At 69.3% G+C, this 23,075-nt stretch carries 18 protein-coding genes; 12 read left to right on the forward strand and 6 right to left on the reverse strand.

What is annotated here, in order from left to right; all coding sequences use genetic code 11:
• Position 1 precedes the first annotated feature (1 nt).
• From glpK to IH50_RS0126395, 3 genes are all read right to left on the reverse strand, one after another.
• Positions 2–1,540: a glycerol kinase GlpK gene (gene glpK / locus IH50_RS0126385; RefSeq protein ID WP_030867267.1), complete on the reverse strand. Its 1,539-nt coding sequence runs from the start codon at positions 1,538–1,540 to the stop codon at positions 2–4.
• Between the two features lie 83 nt (positions 1,541–1,623).
• Entirely contained in the window at positions 1,624–2,418 is a 795-nt protein-coding gene (locus tag IH50_RS0126390; RefSeq protein ID WP_030867269.1) for an MIP/aquaporin family protein, read from the reverse strand.
• A 334-nt stretch (positions 2,419–2,752) separates the two neighbouring features.
• Positions 2,753–3,517 carry an IclR family transcriptional regulator gene (locus tag IH50_RS0126395; RefSeq protein WP_030867272.1) on the reverse strand — a complete coding sequence of 255 codons (765 nt, stop codon included), beginning with the start codon at positions 3,515–3,517 and terminating at the stop codon, positions 2,753–2,755.
• A gap of 299 nt (positions 3,518–3,816) precedes the next feature.
• On the opposite strand from IH50_RS0126395, the gene metH reads away from it, so the two are divergent.
• From metH to IH50_RS0126415, 4 genes are all read left to right on the forward strand, one after another.
• The gene (gene metH, locus IH50_RS0126400; RefSeq protein WP_030867276.1) at positions 3,817–7,329 is read left to right on the forward strand and encodes a methionine synthase; all 3,513 of its coding nucleotides are present in this window, start codon (positions 3,817–3,819) and stop codon (positions 7,327–7,329) included.
• A gap of 116 nt (positions 7,330–7,445) precedes the next feature.
• Positions 7,446–8,147, forward strand: coding sequence for an HAD family hydrolase (locus IH50_RS0126405; RefSeq protein WP_030867280.1), 702 nt, complete (start codon positions 7,446–7,448; stop codon positions 8,145–8,147).
• Positions 8,148–8,591: 444 nt separating this feature from the next.
• Positions 8,592–10,199: an ABC transporter substrate-binding protein gene (locus IH50_RS0126410; RefSeq protein WP_030867286.1), complete on the forward strand. Its 1,608-nt coding sequence runs from the start codon at positions 8,592–8,594 to the stop codon at positions 10,197–10,199.
• A gap of 63 nt (positions 10,200–10,262) precedes the next feature.
• Positions 10,263–11,846: an ABC transporter substrate-binding protein gene (locus IH50_RS0126415; RefSeq protein WP_030867290.1), complete on the forward strand. Its 1,584-nt coding sequence runs from the start codon at positions 10,263–10,265 to the stop codon at positions 11,844–11,846.
• Positions 11,847–11,908: 62 nt separating this feature from the next.
• Here the strand turns inward: IH50_RS0126415 and IH50_RS0126420 are convergent, their stop codons facing one another.
• Positions 11,909–12,580, reverse strand: coding sequence for a response regulator (locus tag IH50_RS0126420; RefSeq protein ID WP_004990257.1), 672 nt, complete (start codon positions 12,578–12,580; stop codon positions 11,909–11,911).
• Positions 12,581–12,594: 14 nt separating this feature from the next.
• Positions 12,595–13,527 carry a RecB family exonuclease gene (locus IH50_RS0126425; RefSeq protein WP_030867296.1) on the reverse strand — a complete coding sequence of 311 codons (933 nt, stop codon included), beginning with the start codon at positions 13,525–13,527 and terminating at the stop codon, positions 12,595–12,597.
• A gap of 198 nt (positions 13,528–13,725) precedes the next feature.
• Here IH50_RS0126425 and IH50_RS38030 point away from each other — a divergent pair, with 198 nt between their 5' ends.
• From IH50_RS38030 to IH50_RS0126440, 3 genes are all read left to right on the forward strand, one after another.
• Entirely contained in the window at positions 13,726–15,294 is a 1,569-nt protein-coding gene (locus tag IH50_RS38030; RefSeq protein WP_030867299.1) for a site-2 protease family protein, read from the forward strand.
• A gap of 59 nt (positions 15,295–15,353) precedes the next feature.
• A complete protein-coding gene (locus tag IH50_RS0126435; protein ID WP_030867301.1) occupies positions 15,354–16,256 on the forward strand; it encodes a tRNA (adenine-N1)-methyltransferase in 903 nt (300 codons plus the stop codon).
• Between the two features lie 233 nt (positions 16,257–16,489).
• Positions 16,490–17,068, forward strand: a complete 579-nt coding sequence (locus IH50_RS0126440) for a hypothetical protein (protein WP_030867304.1) — start codon at positions 16,490–16,492, stop codon at positions 17,066–17,068.
• 79 nt (positions 17,069–17,147) lie between these two features.
• Here the strand turns inward: IH50_RS0126440 and IH50_RS0126445 are convergent, their stop codons facing one another.
• Positions 17,148–17,453 (reverse strand): ferredoxin, encoded by a 306-nt coding sequence (locus tag IH50_RS0126445; RefSeq protein WP_030867307.1) that lies wholly within the window; start codon positions 17,451–17,453, stop codon positions 17,148–17,150.
• A 245-nt stretch (positions 17,454–17,698) separates the two neighbouring features.
• Here IH50_RS0126445 and arc point away from each other — a divergent pair, with 245 nt between their 5' ends.
• The 5 genes from arc to prcB all read left to right on the forward strand — a co-directional run bounded on the left by arc (position 17,699) and on the right by prcB (position 23,027).
• Positions 17,699–19,465, forward strand: a complete 1,767-nt coding sequence (gene arc / locus IH50_RS0126450; RefSeq protein WP_030867310.1) for a proteasome ATPase — start codon at positions 17,699–17,701, stop codon at positions 19,463–19,465.
• A 231-nt stretch (positions 19,466–19,696) separates the two neighbouring features.
• A complete protein-coding gene (gene dop, locus IH50_RS0126455) occupies positions 19,697–21,208 on the forward strand; it encodes a depupylase/deamidase Dop (protein ID WP_420709119.1) in 1,512 nt (503 codons plus the stop codon).
• A 178-nt stretch (positions 21,209–21,386) separates the two neighbouring features.
• Positions 21,387–21,605: a ubiquitin-like protein Pup gene (locus IH50_RS0126460; RefSeq protein WP_030867314.1), complete on the forward strand. Its 219-nt coding sequence runs from the start codon at positions 21,387–21,389 to the stop codon at positions 21,603–21,605.
• 31 nt (positions 21,606–21,636) lie between these two features.
• Positions 21,637–22,230, forward strand: coding sequence for an endonuclease VII domain-containing protein (locus tag IH50_RS40100; protein ID WP_030867318.1), 594 nt, complete (start codon positions 21,637–21,639; stop codon positions 22,228–22,230).
• The gene (prcB, locus tag IH50_RS0126470) at positions 22,182–23,027 is read left to right on the forward strand and encodes a proteasome subunit beta (RefSeq protein WP_037872933.1); all 846 of its coding nucleotides are present in this window, start codon (positions 22,182–22,184) and stop codon (positions 23,025–23,027) included. Before IH50_RS40100 ends, prcB begins: the two co-directional genes overlap by 49 nt.
• Positions 23,028–23,075: the final 48 nt, after the last annotated feature.

The following is a 23,075-nucleotide window of genomic DNA, read 5'->3' on the forward strand; positions in this document are numbered from 1 at the left end:
CTTACTCCTCGTCCTCGAGCCAGCCCATGGTCCGCTCGACGGCCTTGAGCCAGCTCTTGTACTCACGGTCGCGGGTCTCCGCGTCCATGCGGGGGGTCCACTCGGCGGCCCGCCGCCAGTTGGCGCGCAGGTCGTCGGTGCTGTTCCAGAAGCCGACGGCGAGGCCGGCGGCGTAGGCGGCGCCGAGGCAGGTGGTCTCGGCGACCATGGGGCGTACCACGGGGGCGTCCAGGAAGTCCGAGAGCGTCTGCATCAGCAGGTTGTTGGAGGTCATGCCGCCGTCGACCTTGAGGGCGGTCAGCTCCACACCGGAGTCCTTCGTCATGGCGTCCGCGATCTCACGGGTCTGCCAGGCGGTGGCCTCCAGGACGGCGCGCGCGAGGTGCGCCTTGGTGACGTACCGGGTGAGGCCGGCGATCACACCGCGGGCGTCGGAGCGCCAGTACGGGGCGAACAGGCCGGAGAAGGCCGGCACGAAGTAGGCGCCGCCGTTGTCCTCGACGGTCAGCGCGAGGGTCTCGATCTCGGCGGCGGTGGAGATCAGGCCCATCTGGTCGCGCATCCACTGCACCAGGGAGCCGGTGACGGCGATCGAGCCCTCCAGGGCGTAGACCGGCTTCTGGTCGCCGATCTGATAGCCGACCGTGGTCAGCAGGCCGCTGTAGGAGTTGATGATCTTGTCGCCGGTGTTCATCACCATGAAGGTGCCGGTGCCGTACGTCGACTTGGTCTCGCCCTCGGCGAAGCAGGTCTGGCCGAACAGGGCCGCCTGCTGGTCGCCCAGCGCGGAGGCGACCGGGATGCCGCCGAGCAGCTCGCCCAGCCGGCCGCCGGTGATCTCGCCGTAGACCTCGGCGGAGGAGCGGATCTCGGGCAGCATCGTCAACGGGACGCCGATGGACTCGGCGATCCTCTCGTCCCACCGCATGGTGTGCAGGTTCATCAGCATGGTGCGGGAGGCGTTGGTGACGTCGGTGACGTGGTGGCCGCCGTTCACCCCGCCGGTCAGGTTCCAGATGACCCAGGTGTCCATGGTGCCGAAGAGGATGTCGCCCGCCTCGGCGCGCTCCTTGAGGCCGTCGACGTTGTCGAGCAGCCAGCGGGCCTTGGGGCCGGCGAAGTAGGAGGCCAGGGGCAGGCCGGTCTCGCGGCGGAAGCGGTCCTGGCCGACGTTGCGGCCGAGCTCGCGGCAGAGGGCGTCGGTGCGGGTGTCCTGCCAGACGATGGCGTTGTGGACCGGCTCACCGGTGTTCTTGTCCCACAGTACGGTGGTCTCGCGCTGGTTGGTGATGCCGATGGCCTTGATGTCGTCGCGGGTGATGCCGGCCTTCTCGACGGCTCCGGCGACGACCTCCTGGACGTTGGTCCAGATCTCGGTGGCGTCGTGCTCGACCCAGCCGGGCTTGGGGAAGATCTGCTCGTGCTCCTTCTGGTCGACGGAGACGATGCGCCCGTCGCGGTCGAAGACGATGCAGCGGGAGGAGGTGGTGCCCTGGTCGATGGCGGCGATGAACGGGCCGGCGGTGTGGGCGTCGGTCACTGTGTGCTCCTGGGGTTCCTTGGGTTACGGGGCTGTATGTACGGCGCTTCTACAACATTCGCCGTTGGCGGCGACCTGGTCGACTAGGCGAAGGCGACGTTGTAGAGGCCGGCCGCGAGGGCACCGCCGATCAGCGGGCCGACCACCGGGATCCAGGCGTAGGACCAGTCGGAACCACCCTTGTTCGGCAGCGGCAGCAGGGCGTGCACGACGCGCGGGCCGAGGTCACGGGCCGGGTTGATGGCGTAACCGGTCGGGCCGCCCAGCGACAGACCGATCGAGACGACGACGAGCGCCGTGATCAGACCGCCCAGCACGCCCAGGCCGTTGCCGGCGTCGTTCAGGCCCTGGGTGAGGATGGCGAGCAGCAGTACGAAGGTGCCGACGATCTCCGTGGCGAGGTTCTGCACCGTGTGCCGGATCTCCGGGCCGGTGGAGAAGACGCCGAGCACCGGGCCCGCGCCCTTCTCCTGCGCCTCGACCGCCTTGGCGGAGGTGGTCTGCGCGCCCGGGCCGCCGACGATCTCCTGGTCGGTGAGGTGGGCCAGGAACTGGCCGTAGTAGGCCACCCAGACCAGAGCCGCGCCGATCATCGCGCCGAGGAACTCTCCGGCGAAGTAGACCGGGACATTGCCCCACTCGCCGTCCTTGAGGGCGAGCGCCACGGTGACGGCCGGGTTGAGGTGGGCGCCGGAGAGCGGTCCGGCGATGTAGACCGCCGTCATGACGGCGAAGCCCCACCCGAAGGCGATGGCGAGCCAGCCGGCGTTACGGGCCTTGGAGGCCTTCAGCGTCACGGCGGCACACACACCGCCGCCGAGCAGGATGAGTATGGCGGTACCGATGGTCTCGCCGATGAAGATGTCGGAGCTGGACACCCGCGACTCCTTTGTCCTTCGTCCAGGGAAGCCGACCCCCGGGTCCCACCGGGGATTGGCGCCCTCAGGGGTGAGAGCGATGCCGGCCCTTGGCGTTGTCACACTCTAACTCGTATTGCCGGTAGGTGTTCGACAATGCCGACCGATGGACGGGAGTCTTTCCCGGCACCTCGCGGGCGTCAAGAGTTTGGTTGTCGAAAACGCGATCGTTATGGAGCGTCCCGAGTTGTCGATCTTCGCGGCGGTTGCGCCGACTCGCGCCCGGTCTGTCCGCCCCGGGGCACGACGGGAGGCCGGGACGCACTACGGCGTCCCGGCCTCCCGTGTGTTCCGCTCAGAACCGCCCGGCGCCCAGGTCCCGCGACACCGCGCGGGCGCAGTCCCGTACCGCCGCGATCAGCTCGGGCCGCAGCTCGCCGTCCCGGCGCAGCCGCTCCACCGCCCCCGTGATGCCCACCGCGCCCACCGGCATGCGCCGCCGGTCGTGGATGGGGGCGGCGACGGCGGCGACACCCTCCCAGGTCTCCTCCACGTCCGCCGCGTAGCCGCGCGCGCGGGTGAGGTCCAGGACGCGCTCGAAGTCGTCCGGGTCGCACACCGTGCGGTCGGTGAAGGCCTTGCGGTCGGCCTCCAGGGCCTCGCTGTGCGCCACCGGGTCGTAGGCCGACAGCACCTTCCCCAGGGCCGTGGAGTGCAGCGGCTGCATGGCCCCTATCTCCAGGACCTGCCGGCTGTCGTCCGGCCGGAAGACGTGGTGCACGATCAGCACGCCCTGCTGGTGCAGCACGCCGAGGTAGACGCTCTCGCCGCTGGAGCGGGCCAGGTCGTCCGTCCACACCAGGGCGCGCGCCCGCAGCTCGTGCACGTCGAGATAGGTGGTGCCCAGGCGCAGCAGCTCGGCGCCCAGCTGGTAGCGCCCGGAGGCGTCGTCCTGCTCGACGAACCCCTCCTGCTGAAGGGTACGCAGGATGCCGTGGGCGGTGCCCTTGGCGAGGCCCAGCGACGAGGCGATGTCCGACAGGCCGAGCCGTCGCTCGCCGCCCGCCAGCAGGCGCAGCATCGCCGCCGCCCGTTCGAGCGACTGGATGTTCCGTGCCATCGCCGTACTGCCTCCGTCCCCTTCGGCCGCCTACCCACGACGCGCCGCTGCCGCCGTTCGGCATTGTCGAACACTACCGGTCGATGCCGACCTCTCGCCAATGGTCGGTCGTGATCGGTTCCGCCACCCGTACCCCATGCGTCGGTTGTCGGCCATCATCGTCCGCCCCGTGGACGCCCTGAACATCAGGGAGCGGTCCCGGATACCCTGGCGTGGTGCGCCCAGCCGGGGACGCTCCGTGAGGGGATTCCCGGCAGCCGCAAAGCCGACAGCCGTCGCACCCAGAGGGAGCCCCTTTCATGGCCTCGTTGCCGCAGACCCCTTCCGCCGACAGCCGGACCCGTGTGTCCGCCCTCCGCGAGGCGCTCGCCACCCGGGTGGTGGTCGCCGACGGAGCCATGGGCACCATGCTCCAGGCCCAGGACCCCACGCTCGAGGACTTCCAGAACCTCGAGGGCTGCAACGAGATCCTGAACCTGACGCGCCCGGACATCGTCCGTTCGGTCCACTCCGAGTACTTCGACGCCGGGGTCGACTGCGTCGAGACGAACACCTTCGGCGCCAACCTCACCGCCCTCGGCGAGTACGACATTTCGGAGCGCGTCACCGAGCTGTCCGAGGCGGGCGCCCGCATCGCCCGCGAGACGGCCGACGAGTACGCCGCACGGGACGGCCGCACCCGCTGGGTCCTGGGCTCCATGGGACCCGGCACCAAGCTGCCCACCCTCGGCCACACCACCTTCACCGCCATCCGGGACGCCTACCAGCGCAACGCCGAGGGCCTCCTCGCCGGCGGCGCGGACGCGCTGCTGGTGGAGACGACCCAGGACCTGCTGCAGACCAAGGCCTCCGTGATCGCCGCCCGCCGCGCGATGGAGACCGCCGGGTTCGAGGTCCCGCTGATCGTGTCGGTCACGGTCGAGACCACCGGCACCATGCTCCTCGGCTCCGAGATCGGCGCCGCCCTCACCGCGCTGGAACCGCTGGGCATCGACATGATCGGCCTGAACTGCGCCACCGGCCCGGCCGAGATGAGCGAGCACCTGCGCCACCTGGCCCGCCACTCCCGCGCCCGGCTGTCCTGCATGCCCAACGCCGGCCTGCCCGAACTCACCAAGGACGGCGCCCGCTACCCGCTGTCCCCGGCAGAGCTCGCGGACGCCCAGGAGAACTTCGTCCGCGACTACGGCCTGTCCCTGGTGGGCGGCTGCTGCGGCACCACGCCCGAGCACCTGCGGCAGCTCGTGGAGCGCGTGCACGGCCTCGCCCCGGCGGAGCGCGACCCGCGCCCGGAGCCCGGCGCGGCCTCTCTCTACCAGACCGTCCCCTTCCGCCAGGACACCTCCTACCTGGCGATCGGCGAGCGGACGAACGCCAACGGATCGAAGAAGTTCCGCGAGGCGATGCTCGAGGGCCGCTGGGACAACTGCGTGGAGATGGCCCGCGAGCAGATCCGCGAGGGCGCGCACATGCTGGACCTGTGCGTGGACTACGTGGGCCGCGACGGCGTCGCCGACATGGAGGAACTGGCCGGACGCTTCGCCACCGCCTCCACCCTCCCCATCGTCCTGGACTCCACCGAGGTCGACGTCATCCGGGCCGGCCTGGAGAAACTCGGCGGCCGCGCGGTGATCAACTCGGTGAACTACGAGGACGGCGACGGACCCGAGTCCCGGTTCGCCAAGGTCACCCAGCTCGCCAAGGAGCACGGCGCCGCCCTGATCGCGCTCACCATCGACGAGGAGGGCCAGGCCCGTACCGCCGAGAAGAAGGTCGAGATCGCCGAGCGGCTGATCGACGACCTGACCGGCAACTGGGGCATCCGCGAGGAGGACATCCTCGTCGACTGTCTGACCTTCACCATCTGCACCGGCCAGGAGGAGTCCCGCAAGGACGGCCTGGCCACCATCGAGGGCATCCGCGAGCTGAAGAAGCGCCACCCCGAGGTGCAGACCACGCTGGGTCTGTCGAACATCTCCTTCGGCCTCAACCCGGCCGCCCGCATCCTGCTGAACTCGGTCTTCCTCGACGAGTGCGTCAAGGCCGGCCTGGACTCGGCGATCGTCCACGCGTCGAAGATCCTGCCCATCGCCCGCTTCAGCGAGGAAGAGGTCACCACGGCCCTCGACCTCATCTACGACCGGCGCCGCGAGGGCTACGACCCGCTCCAGAGGCTGATGGCGCTCTTCGAGGGCGCCACCGCCAAATCCCTCAAGGCCGACAAGGCCGGGGAACTGGCCGCGCTGCCCCTGGAGGAGCGCCTCAAGCGCCGCATCATCGACGGCGAGAAGAACGGCCTGGAGGCCGACCTGGACGAGGCCCTCCGGACCCGCAAGGCCCTCGACATCGTCAACGACACCCTCCTGGACGGCATGAAGGTGGTCGGCGAGCTGTTCGGCTCCGGCCAGATGCAGCTGCCGTTCGTGCTCCAGTCCGCCGAGGTGATGAAGACGGCCGTCGCGCACCTCGAGCCGCACATGGAGAAGACCGACGAGGCCGGCAAGGGCACCATCGTGCTGGCCACCGTCCGCGGCGACGTGCACGACATCGGCAAGAACCTGGTTGACATCATCCTGTCGAACAACGGCTACAACGTGGTCAACCTGGGCATCAAGCAGCCGGTCTCCGCGATCCTGGACGCCGCCGACGAGCACAAGGCCGACGTCATCGGCATGTCCGGGCTGCTGGTGAAATCCACGGTGATCATGAAGGAGAACCTGGAGGAGCTCAACACCCGCGGCCTGGCCGCCGACTACCCGGTGATCCTCGGCGGCGCCGCCCTCACCCGCGCCTACGTCGAACAGGACCTGCACGAGATCTACCAGGGCGAGGTCCGCTACGCCCGCGACGCCTTCGAGGGCCTGCGCCTGATGGACGCCCTCATCGGCATCAAGCGTGGCGTGCCCGGCGCGAAGCTGCCCGAGCTGAAGCAGCGCCGGGTCCGCGCGGCCACCGTGGAGATCGAGGAACGGCCCGAGGAAGGGCACGTCCGCTCCGACGTCGCCACCGACAACCCGGTCCCCACCCCGCCCTTCTGGGGCACCCGCGTCGTCAAGGGCATCCAGCTCAAGGAGTACGCGAGCTGGCTCGACGAGGGCGCCCTGTTCAAGGGCCAGTGGGGCCTGAAGCAGGCCCGCACCGGCGACGGGCCGACCTACGAGGAGCTGGCCGAGACCGAGGGCCGGCCCAGGCTGCGCGGACTGCTCGACCGGCTCCAGACGGAGAACCTGCTGGAGGCGGCCGTGGTCCACGGCTACTTCCCGTGCGTCTCCAAGGACGACGACCTGATCATCCTGGACGAGCAGGGCAACGAGCGCACCCGCTTCACCTTCCCGCGCCAGCGCCGCGGCCGCCGGCTGTGCCTGGCGGACTTCTTCCGCCCGGAGGAGTCCGGCGAGACCGACGTGGTCGGCCTCCAGGTGGTCACCGTCGGCTCGAGGATCGGCGAGGAGACCGCCCGGATGTTCGAGGCCAACGCCTACCGCGACTACCTGGAGCTGCACGGGCTCTCCGTACAGCTCGCGGAGGCCCTCGCCGAGTACTGGCACGCGCGCGTGCGCTCCGAACTCGGCTTCGCGCACGAGGACCCGGCCGCGATGGAGGACATGTTCGCCCTGAAGTACCGGGGCGCCCGCTTCTCCCTCGGCTACGGCGCCTGCCCCGACCTGGAGGACCGCGCCAAGATCGCCGCCCTGCTCGAACCCGAGCGCATCGGCGTGCACCTGTCCGAGGAGTTCCAGCTCCACCCCGAGCAGTCCACGGACGCCATCGTCATCCACCACCCGGAGGCCAAGTACTTCAACGCCCGCTGAGGCACCAGGAGCCGCACCGGGCGTTCCGCGCACACACGACGTACACTGGTCGGTCCACCGCAGGCCGGTTCCCCCGTGGGAACCGGCCTGGTCGTCCCTGTGAAGGAGGTACGCGGATGACCAGTACGGTCCCCGCGCTCGGAACCCAGACGGCCGAGGGTTCGGCCCTGCAGGCCGTCCTCCTCGACATGGACGGCACCCTGGTGGACACCGAGGGCTTCTGGTGGGACGTCGAGGTCGAGGTCTTCGCCTCCCTCGGCCACACCCTGGACGACTCCTGGCGCCATGTCGTGGTCGGCGGCCCCATGACCCGCAGCGCGGGGTTCCTCATCGAGGCCACCGGCGCCGACATCGGCCTGCCCGAGCTGACGGTGCTGCTCAACGACGGCTTCGAGGACCGTATCGACCACGCCCTGCCGCTGATGCCGGGCGCCGCGCGACTGCTCGCCGAACTGTCCGAGCACGAGATCCCCACGGCGCTCGTCTCCGCCTCCCACCGGCGCATCATCGACCGGGTGCTGAAGACGCTGGGCCCCCACCACTTCGCGCTGTCGGTCGCCGGCGACGAGGTCCCGCGCACCAAGCCGCACCCCGACCCGTACCTCGCGGCCGCCGCCGGGCTCGGCGTGGACCCCGTGCGATGCGCCGTCGTCGAGGACACCGTGACCGGTGTCGCCGCCGCGGAGGCGGCGGGCTGCCAGGTCGTCGCGGTGCCCTCGGTGGGCCCGATCGTGCCCGCCGCCCGGCGGACGGTCGTACCCTCCCTGGAAGTCGTGGACCTGGCATTCCTGCGCGGGCTGATGACGGAAATGCGCTAGGCGTTCACCCAGCGCAGCGGTGTTACCGCCGGAATTCCCGCCGCTCGGCTTCCCGGGCCCGGACACCCGGGCCCGAAGAATTCGCCCCGCTTGCCGGTGGCCGAATTCCAGTACCGGCGAGCCCGTTTTCACATGTGAGGTTCGCCACATGAAGGGGGGTCGACAACGATGTCCTCCTGTGCCTTCCGCACCATTTCGGAAGTCGCCGCTACGCCCTTGTGTCCTGATTCATGAGAAGCTGCACCAATCATTCCCCGGTCACCTTTACCGGTGCGTTCACACCCGGTTTCACTGCGTGATGTGCCCCCAACTCCGGGGGCTGTGAACCCTCCTGCGGGCGCGGACTAATGTCATCGCGAGAACCTCGCCCCCATCCCCGTGTTCCGCTGCGACAACCCCCGTATGCCGGATACACGGAGTCGACAGTCCTGGAGAAACTCGAGCATGAACCGCAAGACTTTGGTGCTGGCGGCCGCGATGGGCCTGCTCGCCCCGGTGCTCGCCGCCTGTGGCGACAGCGAGGGCGGGAGCGGAGACGGCGAAGCGATCGTCGTAGGCACCACGGACCGGTTCACCGCATCCAAGGAGGACGGCCCCGCGCCCCTCGACCCGGCCTGGGCCTATGACGTCGGCAGCTGGAACATCCTGCGGCAGACCGTGCAGACCCTGATGGTCCAGCCCCGGGGCGACGGCGAGCCGGTGCCCGAGGCGGCCGAGTCCTGCGGATTCACCGACGCCGGCAACGAGCGCTACAGCTGCACCCTGCGCGACGGTCTGAAGTTCTCGAACGGCGAGGCGATCACCGCCAAGGACGTGAAGTTCTCCATCGAGCGCGCCCTCTCCCTCGAGGGCGACAGCGGTGTCTTCGCGCTGCTGTCCATCATCGACACCGTCGAGACGCAGGGCGACCGCGAGGTGATCTTCCACCTCAAGAGCGCCGACGCCACCTTCCCCTACAAGCTGTCCACCCCGGTCGCCGGCATCGTCAACGCGGACTCCTACGACAAGGGCGCGCTGCGCGAGGGCTTCGAGGTCGACGGCTCCGGCCCGTACACCTTCGAGGGCAAGGTCGAGGGCGACACGCTGGTCAGCGCCACCTTCACCAAGAACCCCTCCTACAAGGGCGCGCTGGAGGTGAAGAACGACAAGGTCGAGATGGTCTCCTACGACAGCTCCGAGGCCATGGTCGCGGCGCTGGAGAAGGGCGACATCGACATGGCGACCCGCACCATGTCGCCGGAGCAGATCGAAGAACTCGGCAACGCCACCGACGACGAGATCGAGCTGGTCGAGTCGCCCGGTCTGGAGATCCGGTACCTGGCGTTCAACACCGAGGCCCCCACCGTGAAGGACAAGGCCGTCCGCCAGGCGATGGCCCAGGTCATCAACCGCAGCGAGCTGATCGGCAACGTCTACGGCTCCCAGGCCGAGCCGCTGTTCTCGCTGGTCCCCGCCGGCGTCACCGGGCACACCAACGCGTTCTTCAACACGTACGGCGACCCGAGTGTGGCCAAGGCCCGCAAGGCGCTGGAGGAGGCCGGCGTCAGCACCCCGGTGAAGCTGACGCTGCACTACACGAACGACCACTACGGCCCCGCCGCCAAGACGGAGTTCGAGCAGCTGAGCAAGCAGCTCAACGACAGCGGTCTGTTCGACACCGACATCGAGAGCGAGACCTGGAACAAGTTCAAGACCGCCGCTCAGAACGAGAAGTACGACGTCTACGGCATGGGCTGGTTCCCCGACTACCCGGACGCCGACGCCTTCACCGCCCCCTTCCTCGGCGAGGACAACTTCCTCAGCTCCCCCTACGCCAACCCCAAGATCATCAACGATCTGATCCCGGAGTCGCGCCGCCAGGCCGACCGGCTGTCCGCCTCCGACAGCCTCGCGGAGATCCAGAACATCGTCGCCACCGAGGTCCCGCTGATCCCGCTGTGGCAGGGTAAGCAGTACATCGCCGCACGCGATGGCGTCACCGGTACCGCTTACGCGATCAACTCCTCCTCGTCTCTCCAGCTCTGGGAGCTCGCGCGCGGCGTCACCGAGTGACGAAACCGCACGACCCCGGACCGCCGACGCGATCCGGGCAGCAAGAACGACAAGGCACAGCACGTGAATTTGCGTAACCCGTGGCCAGTCCTGCCCATCGTGGCGGGGCTGGCCTCCGGCCTGTTGACCGGTTGTGGCGCCGAGAGCGGCGACACGGGGGCCGACGGCTCCGGCATCGTGGTGGGGATGTCCGAGGACATCCTGGCCACCGACCCCGCCTCCGGCTACGACCCCGGCTCCTGGCTGCTGTTCAACAACGTCTTCCAGTCGCTGCTCGGCTTCCCCAAGGGAGCCACCGAGCCGCAGCCGGACGCCGCCGAGAGCTGCGGCTTCGCGGACACCGGCACCACCGTCTACCGCTGCACCCTGCGGGACGGACTGAAGTTCAGCAACGGTGACCCGCTCACCTCGAAGGACGTGAAGTTCTCCTTCGACCGCATGCTGAAGATCAACGACCCCGCCGGGCCCGCGATCATGTTCCCCACACTGGAGAAGGTCAGCACCCCTGACGAGAAGACGGTCGTCTTCGAACTCAACACACCCGACGCCACCTTCCCCGGCAAGATCGCGTCCGGCGCCGGTGCCATCGTCGACCACCGCGAGTACGACGCCGACGGACTGCGCGAGGACGGGGAGGCGGTCGGCTCCGGCCCGTACCGGCTGGACTCGTTCGCCAACGACCGCGCCGTCTTCTCCGTCAACGAGCACTACCGGGGCAGCGCCGAGACCAAGAACTCCGGCGTGACCCTGGAGTTCTTCCACGGCGACCAGAACGCCCTGAAGAAGGCCGTACAGGACGCCCAGGTCGACATCGCCTACCGCGGCCTCACCGCCGAGGCCATCAACGACATCGACCGGGCCGACGACGGCACCGGCGGCGTCGAGATCGTCGAGGGCAGCAGCGCCGAGGTCCAGCACCTGGTCTTCAACATGGACGACCCGGTCGCCGGGAAACCCGGCGTGCGCCGGGCCATCGCCCATCTGATCGACCGTGATGCCCTCGTCCGGGACGTCCACCAGGGCACGGCCAGCCCGCTGTACTCGATCGTCCCGGCCGGCATCGGCGGCCACAACACCGCCTTCTTCGACACCTACGGCGCCCGCCCCTCCCGGGCCAAGGCCGCCGCCGCACTGGAGGAGGAGGGCATCACCGGCAAGGTGAGGCTGACCCTGTGGTCCACCCCGTCCCGCTACGGCCCGACCACCGACCAGGAACTGAAGACGATCGCCGGACAGCTCAACGCCAGCGGACTCTTCGACGCCGACGTCAAGTCGGTCCCCTTCGCCCAGTACGAGAAGGACATCGCGGCCGGCGAGTACGGCGTCTACGTCAAGGGCTGGGTGCCCGACTACCCGGACGCCGACAACTTCACCGGCCCCTTCTTCGGCAAGGGCAACGTACTGCACAACAACTACGACGCCGGCCCGATCACCGACTCGCTCCTCCCGCGCACGGCCGCCCAGAGCGACCGCTCCGCCACCGACGAGGAGTTCGGCCGGATCCAGGACATCGTCGCCGAGGACATCCCCGTCCTCCCGCTCTGGCAGGCCAAGCAGTACGCGGTCGTCCGGGACGGCGTGTACGGCCTGGAGTACTGCCTCGACGCCTCCACCGTGTTCCGGTTCTGGGAACTGAGCAAGAACTGACGCCGTACCCGTAACGACGAGGGCGCCCTTCCCGCCAGGAAGGGCGCCCTCGCCGTACCGCGCTACTGCGCGCCGGGGCGCACCAGCCCGCTCTCGTAGGCGTACACCGCCGCCTGCACCCGGTCGCGCAGCCCCAGCTTGGTCAGGACGTGCCCCACGTGTGTCTTGACGGTGGTCTCACTGACGAACAGATCCGCGGCGATCTCCGCGTTGGACAGCCCGCGCGCCACCAGCTTCAGCACCTCGACCTCACGCTCGGTCAGCGTGTGCAGCGTGTCCGGCACCGGCTCGTCACCGGACGGCAGATGCGTGGCGTACTTGTCCAGCAGCCGGCGCGTGATGCTCGGCGCGAGCATCGCCTCACCGGCGGCCACCACACGGATCGCCTGCACCAGCTCGTTGGCCGGGGCGTCCTTCAACAGGAAGCCGCTGGCCCCCGCCCTCAGCGCCTCCACCACGTACTCGTCGAGATCGAACGTCGTCAGCACCAGCACCTTCGCCGGCCCGTCCCGCTCGGGCCCGGTGATCTGCCGGGTCGCCTCCACCCCGTCCATCCGCGGCATGCGGATGTCCATCAGCACCACATCGGGCTGCAGCGCCCGCACCTGGTCCAAAGCCTGGAGGCCGTCTCCGGCCTCGCCGACGACCGCGATGTCCTGCTCGGCCTCCAGAATCATCCGGAACCCGGTGCGCAGCAGCGGCTGGTCGTCGACCAGTAGGACGCGGATGGCCACGTAAGTCTCCTTCGCTAGTCCGGCCCCATTCTGCCCTGCCGGACCCCGCCGGACTCGGGCGCCCTCACCGGCAGGGGGTACGGCGGGGGAGTGCCGCCGAACTCCGGACAGTGCGCCTGGTGGTCGCACCAGCCGCACAGCTTCGTCGGACGCGGACGCCAGACCCCCGTCTCGGTCGCCAGCCGGATCGCGTCCCACAACGCGATCAGCTTGCGCTCCACCCGCTCCAGATCCGCGAGCACGGGATCGTAGGTCACCACGTCACCACTGCCGAGGTACACCAGCTGGAGCCGACGCGGGATCACCTTCTTCAGCCGCCACACCACCAGGGCGTAGAACTTCATCTGGAACAGCGCGCCCTCGGCGTACTCCGGCCGGGGCGCCTTGCCCGTCTTGTAGTCGACGATCCGCACCTCGCCGGTGGGCGCGACGTCCACCCGGTCGATGATGCCGCGCAGCCTCAGCCCGGAGTCCAGCTCCGCCTCGACGAACAGCTCCCGCTCGGCGGGCTCCAGCCGGCTCGGATCCTCCAGCGAGAACCACCGCTCGACCAGCCTCTCCGCCTCCGCCAGCCAGCGCGCCAGCCGCTCGCCCTCCGGATCGTCGGCGAACAGCTCCATGACCTCCGGCCTGCTCTCGCGCAGCCGGTCCCACTGCCCCGGGACCAGCGACTTCGCCCGGGGCACGGTGCGGTCGGCGGCCGGGGCGTCGAAGAGCCGCTCCAGCACCGCGTGCACCAGCGTGCCCCTGGTCGCCGCCTCGCTCGGCTTCTCCGGCAGCCGGTCGATCACCCGGAACCGGTACAGCAGCGGACACTGCATGAAGTCACTCGCACGCGAAGGCGACAGCGACGCAGGCGGTATGGCGGCGGCCGTGCCCACGCGTACGCCCACGGTGCCTGGGCCGCCGCCGTCGGCCCGCTCCTCGCCCTCGATGCTCGTCTCCATGCCCACAGACCTTACGGCCCGCCACCGACAGCGCGTACGCCGACGGCCGCGGGTGCCATGCGTGACGACGGGGAGGGAAGGGGAAGGAGGGGAAGAGACAGGGTGCCGGGGCGGAACGCCCGGCGCAGGCCGCATACCATCGACACGAGATCCTCCCGTCCGGCAGGCGCGGGAGACGCAGCGAACGAGGGGACACCGGTGGACGTAAGCGGCGGGCGCGGACAGCCGCGACCCGGCAACGACGAGTCGCCCGACCACACGGGCCCTCGACCCCCGGCCCCCGAGCCCTCCGCCCACGGGCCCGAGCACCCCGGGCCCCCGGCCGCGGACTCCACGCCCACGGACCGCCCCGCCGACGCACACCCGCACCCCTCGGACACCCCATCCGACGAATCCCCCGCACCCGCGGGCGGCCCCGGCGGCGAACAGCTCCACAGCCGCCTTGGCACCGGCCCCCAGGCACCTGCCGACGCTCCCGTGGAGCCGAGGTCCCCGGGAGCCGGGCCCGGCGAACCCCCCGCACCCGCGGGCGGCCCCGGCGGCGAACGCGGCGGAGGACGGACGCCGGCTCACTCCGGTGCCGGACAGGCGAAGCCGCCACAGCGGCCGCAGGAGAAACAGCGGGGCGGGCTGCTGATGGGACGCCCCTTCGGAGTGCCCGTGTACGTGGCACCCAGCTGGTTCCTCGTCGCCATCCTCATCACCTGGGTCTTCGGCGGACAGATCGACCGCGTACTGCCCGAACTCGGCGCCGCCAGCTACCTCGTCTCCCTGTTCTTCGCGGTCGCCTTCTACGCCTCCGTCCTGGTCCACGAACTCGCCCACACCCTCGCCGCCCTCCGCTTCGAACTCCCGGTACGCCGCATCCAGCTCCAGTTCTTCGGCGGCGTCTCCGAGATCGAGAAAGAGGCCGAGACCCCCGGCCGCGAATTCGTGCTGGCCTTCGTCGGCCCCCTGCTCTCCCTCGTCCTGTCCGGCCTCTTCTACCTCGGACTGCTGGCCGTCGACCCCAGCAGCGTCCCCGGCGTCCTGCTGGCCGGCCTGATGGTCTCCAACCTCATCGTCGCCGTCTTCAACCTCCTGCCCGGCCTCCCCCTGGACGGCGGCCGCATGCTCCGCGCCGTCGTCTGGGCGATCAGCGGCACACCCATGACCGGCACCATCGCCGCCGCCTGGGTCGGCCGCGCCCTCGCCGTCGCCGTCCTGATCGGCCTCCCCCTGCTCACCCAGTCCGGCGCCCTCGGCTCCGACGCCGTGGACAACGTGGGCATGGACACCGTCCTGGACGCCCTGCTCGCCGCCATCCTCGCCGCGATCATCTGGACCGGCGCCGGCAACAGCCTGCGCATGGCCCGGCTGCGCGAACACCTCCCAGAACTGCGCGCCCGCAACCTCACCCGCCGCGCGGTGCCCGTCGAGACCGACACCCCCCTCTCCGAGGCCCTCCGCCGGGCCAACGCCGCCGGCGCCCGCGCCCTGGTCGTCGTCGACCCCGACGGCGTCCCCCTCTCCCTGGTCCGCGAGGCCGCCATCGTCGGCGTACCCGAACACCGCCGCCCCTGGGTACCCGTCGGCGGACTCGCCCAGGACCTCACCGACGGCATGCACGTCTCCGCCGAGCTCGCCGGAGAGGACCTCCTGGACGCCCTGCGCGCCACCCCCGCCACCGAGTACCTGGTCGTCGAGGACAGCGGCGAGATCTACGGCGTCCTGTCCGCCGCCGACGTCGAACGCGCCTTCGTAAAGGCGATGGCACGGCCCAGCTGAACCTCCCGCCCGCACCCGCCGTGGTCGGCGCCCCCTCCCGGGACGGGTAGGCTGTTCACATGTCCGAACCGACCGGTGCCGCCCGCAGGCGCGGGCCCTTCAAGGTCGGGGACCAGGTTCAGCTGACCGACCCCAAGGGCCGCCACTACACGTTCACGCTCGAGGCCGGGAAGAACTTCCACACCCACAAGGGTTCCTTCCCCCACGACGAACTGATCGGCGCTCCCGAGGGCAGCGTTGTCCGCACCACCGGGAACGTCGCCTACCTCGCGCTGCGCCCCCTGCTCCCCGACTACGTCCTGTCCATGCCCCGAGGGGCAGCCGTCGTCTACCCCAAGGACGCGGGGCAGATCCTCGCCTTCGCCGACATCTTCCCCGGCGCGCGCGTCGTCGAGGCCGGCGTCGGCTCCGGCTCGCTCAGCAGCTTCCTGCTGCGCGCCATCGGCGACCAGGGCATGCTGCACTCCTACGAGCGCCGCGAGGACTTCGCCGACATCGCCCGGCAGAACGTCGAGCGCTACTTCGGCGGCCCGCACCCCGCCTGGCAGCTCACCGTCGGCGACCTCCAGGACAACCTGTCCGACACCGACGTCGACCGCGTCATCCTCGACATGCTCGCCCCCTGGGAGTGCCTGGAGGCCGTCTCCAAGGCGCTCGTCCCCGGCGGCATCCTCTGCTGCTACGTCGCCACCACCACCCAGCTCGCCCGGACCGTCGAGTCCATCCGCGAGATCGGCTGCTTCAACGAGCCGACCTCCTGGGAGACGATGATCCGCAACTGGCACATCGAGGGCCTGGCCGTCCGCCCCGACCACCGGATGATCGGCCACACCGGCTTCCTCCTCACCGCCCGCCGCCTCGCCGACGGCGTCGAGCCGCCCATGCGCCGCCGCCGCCCCGCCAAGGGCGCCTACGGCGAGGACTACGCCGGCCCCAACGCCGACGGAGGCACCGCCCGCTGACGCGGCCCGCCACCCCCACAACGAACAGGCGCCGTGGCGCAGTTCCCGGCAACCGCCCGGAACTGCGCCACGGCGTCCTCACGTTGACCCGACGACCCGGCCGACGGCACGGAGGACGAAACCCTTCCCGCCCTGCACCGGAAGCGCACACCCCCGCCGTTCCCTCCCCACTGTGACGTGTGGCACGATGCTGGCCACCCCCACCGGCACAGCCCTCACAGGAGACACTCCTCGTGCAGCCATCCGCCGTCCCGGAGCTCGCCCACACGCACACCCGGCCCATCCACTGGGTCGCCACCGCCACGGCCCTCGCCGGTGTCGTGGCCCTCTCCCCGGTCCTGGGGCCCGACGCCGCCACCGCGGCCCCGCCGCCCGGACCGCACACGAAGAGCGCCCCGGCGCACATCACCCCGCCGGACCCCGCGGCCGTCGAGTTCCCACTCGACTGCGGCAAGGTGAAAGCCGTGGTGAAGAAGAAGGCGTCCGGCGACCTCGACGGCGACGGCCGCCCGGAAACGGTGGCCGTGGTCCACTGCGACACCCCGATGGGCACCCCGCCCGACAGCGTGTACGTCCTCACCCGGAGCGCGAGCGGCACGGCACCACGCGTCGTCGCCACCCTCGCCGGCCCCGAGGACCGCACCAACGTCGGCGACTTCGCCGTACGTGACGGCGAGGTCACCGCCGTGCTCTTCGGCTACTCCTCCGCCGACGTGCCCAGTTGCTGCCCCGATGTGCACGAGAACGTGAAATGGCGGTGGCAGGACGGCGCGTTCGTACGGTCCGCCCCGTCCGACGCCAGGAGCGTGTGACCCGCGCGAGGGCGCACGGCAGGGCACACACCCCTAAGTGTGATAAATCAGACAGCCGTGACGCGTCGCATCACACCGGTCACTCGGCGTCCGGCCCGTACACCTCGACGCCGTCCGAAACCCGACGGACGTGGATGCACTCGCCCGGACACTCCTTCGCCGAGTCGACCACATCCGTGAGAAGCGGCAGCGGCACCGGCGTTGCCGCCCCCCTGTCCTGCAACAACTCGTCCTGCGGACTCTTCACATAGGCCAGACCGTCGATGTCCAGCTCGAACACCTCCGGCGCGTACTGGGCGCAGATGCCGTCACCGGTACACAGGTCCTGGTCGATCCAGACCTCCAGGGCCTCGCCACCGACTCCGGTCTCCTGCCGCACGCTCATCTCTCCTGCCGTTTCCTGCGTCGAACCGAACGGGAATCCGGCCAGCTCCGACGGGTGTTGAACACGTCGACCCTACCCCCGCCTGGATTCCAATCATCTTCGGTGGGTATTCCCCTGGCGTGAGGGAGAGCGCAAGGGTGAAGATCGGACACACCCCGACCGTCTTTGTGATCTAGGGGTTTCAATCGACACCCGCCCAGGTAGGGTCTGGAAGCGTCCAGCTCCCCTTGGAGGAGGTGAGGACCGTGGCAGCCCACGACGACGACATGAACCGCGGCATCCGCCCGGGACGCGGGTCCGACGACCCGGCCGGGCAGATTGCCTACCTTGAGCAGGAGATCGCCGTCCTGCGACGCAAGCTCGCCGACTCTCCGCGACACACGAGGATTCTCGAAGAGCGGATCGTCGAGCTGCAGACCAACCTGGCCGGCGTGTCCGCCCAGAACGAACGACTCGCCGGCACACTCCGCGAGGCCCGCGACCAGATCGTGGCCCTCAAGGAGGAGGTCGACCGACTCGCACAGCCCCCGGCCGGCTTCGGAGTCTTCCTCGCGGCGAACGAGGACGGCACCGCCGACATCTTCACCGGCGGCCGCAAACTCCGGGTGAACGTCAGTCCCAGCGTCGAACTGGAAGAACTCCGACGCGGCCAGGAAGTGATGCTCAACGAAGCGCTCAACGTGGTCGAGGCCATGGAATTCGAGCGCGTCGGCGACATCGTCACCCTCAAGGAGATCCTCGAGGACGGCGAACGGGCACTCGTGCTCGGGCACACCGACGAGGAACGGGTGGTACGGCTCGCCGAGCCGCTGCTGGACGTCACCATCCGCCCCGGCGACGCCCTCCTCATGGAACCCCGCTCCGGATACGTCTACGAGGTCGTCCCCAAGAGCGAGGTCGAGGAACTCGTCCTCGAAGAAGTCCCCGACATCGGCTACGAACAGATCGGCGGCCTCGGCGGCCAGATCGAAGCCATCCGCGACGCGGTCGAGCTGCCCTACCTCTACCCCGACCTGTTCAAGGAGCACGAACTGCGGCCGCCCAAGGGCGTACTGCTGTACGGACCCCCCGGATGCGGCAAGACGCTCATCGCCAAGGCCGTCGCCAACTCGCTGGCCAAGAAGGTCGCCGAGGTCACCGGCCAGGCCGCCGGCAAGAGCTTCTTCCTCAACATCAAGGGCCCCGAGCTGCTGAACAAGTACGTCGGCGAGACCGAGCGGCAGATCCGCCTCGTCTTCCAGCGAGCCCGGGAGAAGGCCAGCGAGGGCACCCCCGTCATCGTCTTCTTCGACGAGATGGAATCCCTCTTCCGCACCCGCGGCTCCGGCGTCAGCTCGGACGTGGAGAACACCATCGTCCCCCAGCTCCTCGCCGAGATCGACGGCGTGGAAGGCCTGCAGAACGTGGTCGTCATCGGCGCCTCCAACCGCGAGGACATGATCGACCCCGCCATCCTGCGGCCCGGCCGCCTGGACGTGAAAATCAAGATCGAACGCCCGGACGCCGAAGCGGCCCAGGACATCTTCGGCAAATATCTCACCGAACGCCTCCCCCTGCACGGCGACGACCTCGCCGAGCACGGAGGCGACAAGGCCATGACGGTCCAGAGCATGATCCAGACCGCCGTGGAACAGATGTACGCCGAATCCGAGGAAAACCGCTTCCTGGAAGTCACCTACGCCAACGGCGACAAGGAAGTCCTCTACTTCAAGGACTTCAACTCCGGCGCCATGATCGAAAACATCGTGGGCCGCGCCAAGAAAATGGCGATCAAGGACTTCCTCGAGAAGAACCAGAAGGGCCTCCGCGTCTCCCACCTCCTCCAGGCCTGCGTGGACGAGTTCAAGGAGAACGAGGACCTGCCCAACACCACCAACCCGGACGACTGGGCCCGCATCTCCGGAAAGAAGGGCGAGCGGATCGTCTACATCCGCACCCTCATCACCGGAAAGCAGGGCTCCGACACCGGACGCTCCATCGACACGGTGGCGAACACCGGACAGTACCTGTAAAAGCCAGGGCGGCTGCGGGTGCCCCCAACGGGTACCCGCAGCCGACTGCTTTCCGGGCCACGGCTGGAGCACAGCAATGACGCAAATGATCTCCCCACCAGCGCAAAGGCGTTCTAGGCTCTTCCGTACCGCCGAGTCGCGCAGTGCGGGGACGGGCACCGCACACGCACCGGAGCGCCGGCGGTACAGCAGCGCCCCCGACCGGGGACGCCGCCGGGCAAGGAGGGCCGCATGACCGTACGGCGAGTAATGGGCATCGAGACGGAGTACGGCATCTCCGTCCCCGGCCACCCCAACGCCAATGCCATGCTCACCTCGTCCCAGATCGTGAACGCCTACGCGGCCGCGATGCACCGGGCCCGCCGGGCCCGCTGGGACTTCGAGGAGGAGAACCCGCTGCGGGACGCACGAGGCTTCGACCTCGCCCGCGAGGCCGCCGACACCAGCCAGCTCACCGACGAGGACATCGGCCTGGCCAACGTCATCCTCACCAACGGCGCACGGCTCTACGTCGACCACGCCCATCCGGAGTACAGCGCCCCCGAGGTCACCAACCCCCGTGACGCCGTCCTCTGGGACAAGGCCGGCGAACGGATCATGGCCGAAGCGGCAGAACGCGCCGGACAGCTCCCCGGCGCCCAGCCCATCCACCTCTACAAGAACAACACCGACAACAAAGGCGCCTCCTACGGCACACACGAGAACTACCTGATGAAGCGGGAAACCCCCTTCTCGGACATCGTGCGCCACCTGACGCCCTTCTTCGTCTCCCGACAGGTCTTCGCAGGCGCCGGCCGCGTCGGCATCGGCCAGGACGGCCACGAACACGGCTTCCAGCTCAGCCAGCGCGCGGACTACTTCGAGGTCGAAGTGGGCCTGGAGACCACGCTGAAGCGCCCGATCATCAACACCCGCGACGAACCGCACGCCGACGCCGAGAAATACCGGCGACTCCACGTGATCATCGGCGACGCGAACCTGTCCGAGATCTCGACCTACCTGAAACTGGGCACCACGGCACTGGTCCTGTCCATGATCGAGGACGGATTCATCGCGGTGGACCTGGCCGTGGACCAGCCGGTACGGACCCTGCACCAGGTCTCCCACGACCCCTCCCTGAAGCGCCTGGTCACACTCCGCAGCGGACGGACCCTGACCGCGGTACAGCTCCAGATGGAGTACTACGAGCTGGCCCGCAAATACGTCGAGGAACGGTTCGGAGCGGACGCCGACGAACAGACCAAGGACGTGCTGCTCCGCTGGGAGGACACGCTCACACGGCTGGAGAACGACCCGATGAGCCTGGCCGGCGAGCTGGACTGGGTCGCCAAGCGGGAACTCATGGAGGGCTACCGGCGCAGGGACGGCCTCGACTGGGACGCCGCCCGGCTGCACCTGGTGGACCTGCAGTACGCCGACGTACGCCCCGACAAGGGCCTCTACAACCGTCTGGTGGCCCGGGGACGGATGAAGCGGCTGCTGGACGAGGGAGAGGTCAAGCGGGCCCGCACGAAGCCTCCGGAGGACACCCGCGCGTACTTCCGCGGCCGCTGTCTGGAGCAGTACGCGGACGACGTCGCGGCGGCCTCCTGGGACTCGGTGATCTTCGACCTGCCGGGCCGGGACTCACTCCAGCGGGTCCCAACCCTGGAACCGCTTCGCGGAACGCGTAATCACGTCAAGGAGCTCCTGGACCGCTGCCGCACGGCAGAAGACCTGGTCAGGGTGTTGTCGGGAAACTGAGCGGGTACCGGGGACACCCGGGAAGGACCGGCCGGACAGGGTGGAAAACGCCGGGTCCGGGAATCATCGAGATGGTCCCCGTACGTTGGAGCAACTGCGGGGGCATTGTCGGACCCGGCGAGTAGGGTCTGATCTTGACCGAGCAAGTGTGTCGGGCGAACCGAGCGGGGTGAGGGTGATGGCGACCAAGGACACCGGCGGCGGACAGCAGAAGGCCACCCGGTCCACGGAGGAGGTCGAGGAGCAGGCGGCGGAGACGCAGGCTTCGGAGGACCTCAAGGAGCGTCAGGAAAAGCTGAGCGAGGACGTGGACGACGTCCTGGACGAGATCGACGATGTCTTGGAGGCTAACGCCGAGGACTTCGTTCGTTCATTTGTTCAAAAGGGCGGCGAATAGCCTTCGAATCGAAGGCTGGGGGGCTTCGGAGTTGGCATCGAAAGAGGATCTGAAGCGCTGCGCGCGGTGCGGTGAGGACAAGCCGCGCGCAGCCTTCGCCCGCAAGCGGTCAAACCTGGACGGCCTGCAGCGACACTGTCGAGATTGCGCGTCGCACTATCACCGGACGCGTCAGCAGGCCTTGGGGCGGAAAGTCCGCCCCGAGGCAGAGGTGCCCGAGGGGTACAAGCTCTGTCTTAAGTGCGATGAGGTCAAGCCGTGGAGCGAGTGGCACCGCAATGCGACCGCGTCGGACGGGTTGTCGACGCGTTGCAAGGCTTGCCGAGCCGCCGAGGGGCGCGCAGGTCATCCGAAGCGCCAGTACGGCATCACCGAAGCCGAGCGTGACGAGTTGATCGCCTCCCAGGGAGGCATCTGCTGTATATGCCCTGCTGCCCCGGCCAAGCATGTGGATCACTGCCATGAGACGGGTAGGGTCCGTGGCGTACTGTGCTTCAGCTGCAACGCGGCGCTGGGGCAGTTCAAGGATCGGCCCGATGCCATAAGGCGGGCTGCCGCATACGTGGAAGGAATCGCGTGGAAGCCAACACTCGTAGCACCGGGCGTCTACCGGCTGCCTTCCTGACGCCGGGATCCTCCTCCTTCATGGACTTCCTCTCCGAGCACCAGCCGGAGCTGTTGCCGGGCAAGAGGTCGTTGCCGCCCGTGAAGGGTGTGATCGAGGCACCGCACGGGACGACGATCGTGGCGGTGACGTTCCCCGGCGGGGTCGTGCTCGCCGGTGACCGGCGGGCCACCATGGGGAACGTCATCGCGCAGCGGGACATCGAGAAGGTGTTCCCGGCCGACGAGTACTCGGCGGTGGGGATCGCCGGTACGGCGGGTCTCGCCGTGGAGATGGTGAAGCTGTTCCAGCTGGAGCTGGAGCACTTCGAGAAGGTCGAGGGCGCGCAGCTGTCGCTGGAGGGCAAGGCGAACCGGCTGTCGACGATGATCCGTTCGAATTTGGGCATGGCGATGCAGGGGCTGGCCGTCGTTCCGCTGTTCGCGGGGTACGACGTGGACCGGGAGAAGGGGCGGATCTTCTCCTACGACGTCACGGGCGGGCGTTCGGAGGAGCAGGGGTACGCCGCGACGGGTTCCGGGTCGATCTTCGCGCGCGGTGCGATGAAGAAGCTGTTCCGGGACGATCTGAGTGAGGCCGAGGCCACCACGTTGGTGGTGCAGGCGCTGTATGACGCGGCAGACGACGACTCGGCGACCGGTGGTCCCGATGTCGCCCGCCGGATCTATCCGATCGTCACCGTGATCACCGAGGACGGTTTCCGCCGGCTCACCGAGGACGAGGCGTCCGGCATCGCCCGGTCGGTGCTGGAGCGGCGGCTGGAGCAGCCGGACGGTCCGCGGGCCTCGTTGCTGTAGGTCGTGCGGGCGGGTTGTTCGGTTGTTTGGTGGTCCAGTGACTTCGAC

Origin of the sequence: Streptomyces sp. NRRL S-37, from assembly GCF_000721605.1 — a bacterium.
In the GTDB taxonomy this organism is placed as follows: Bacteria; Actinomycetota; Actinomycetes; order Streptomycetales; family Streptomycetaceae; genus Streptomyces.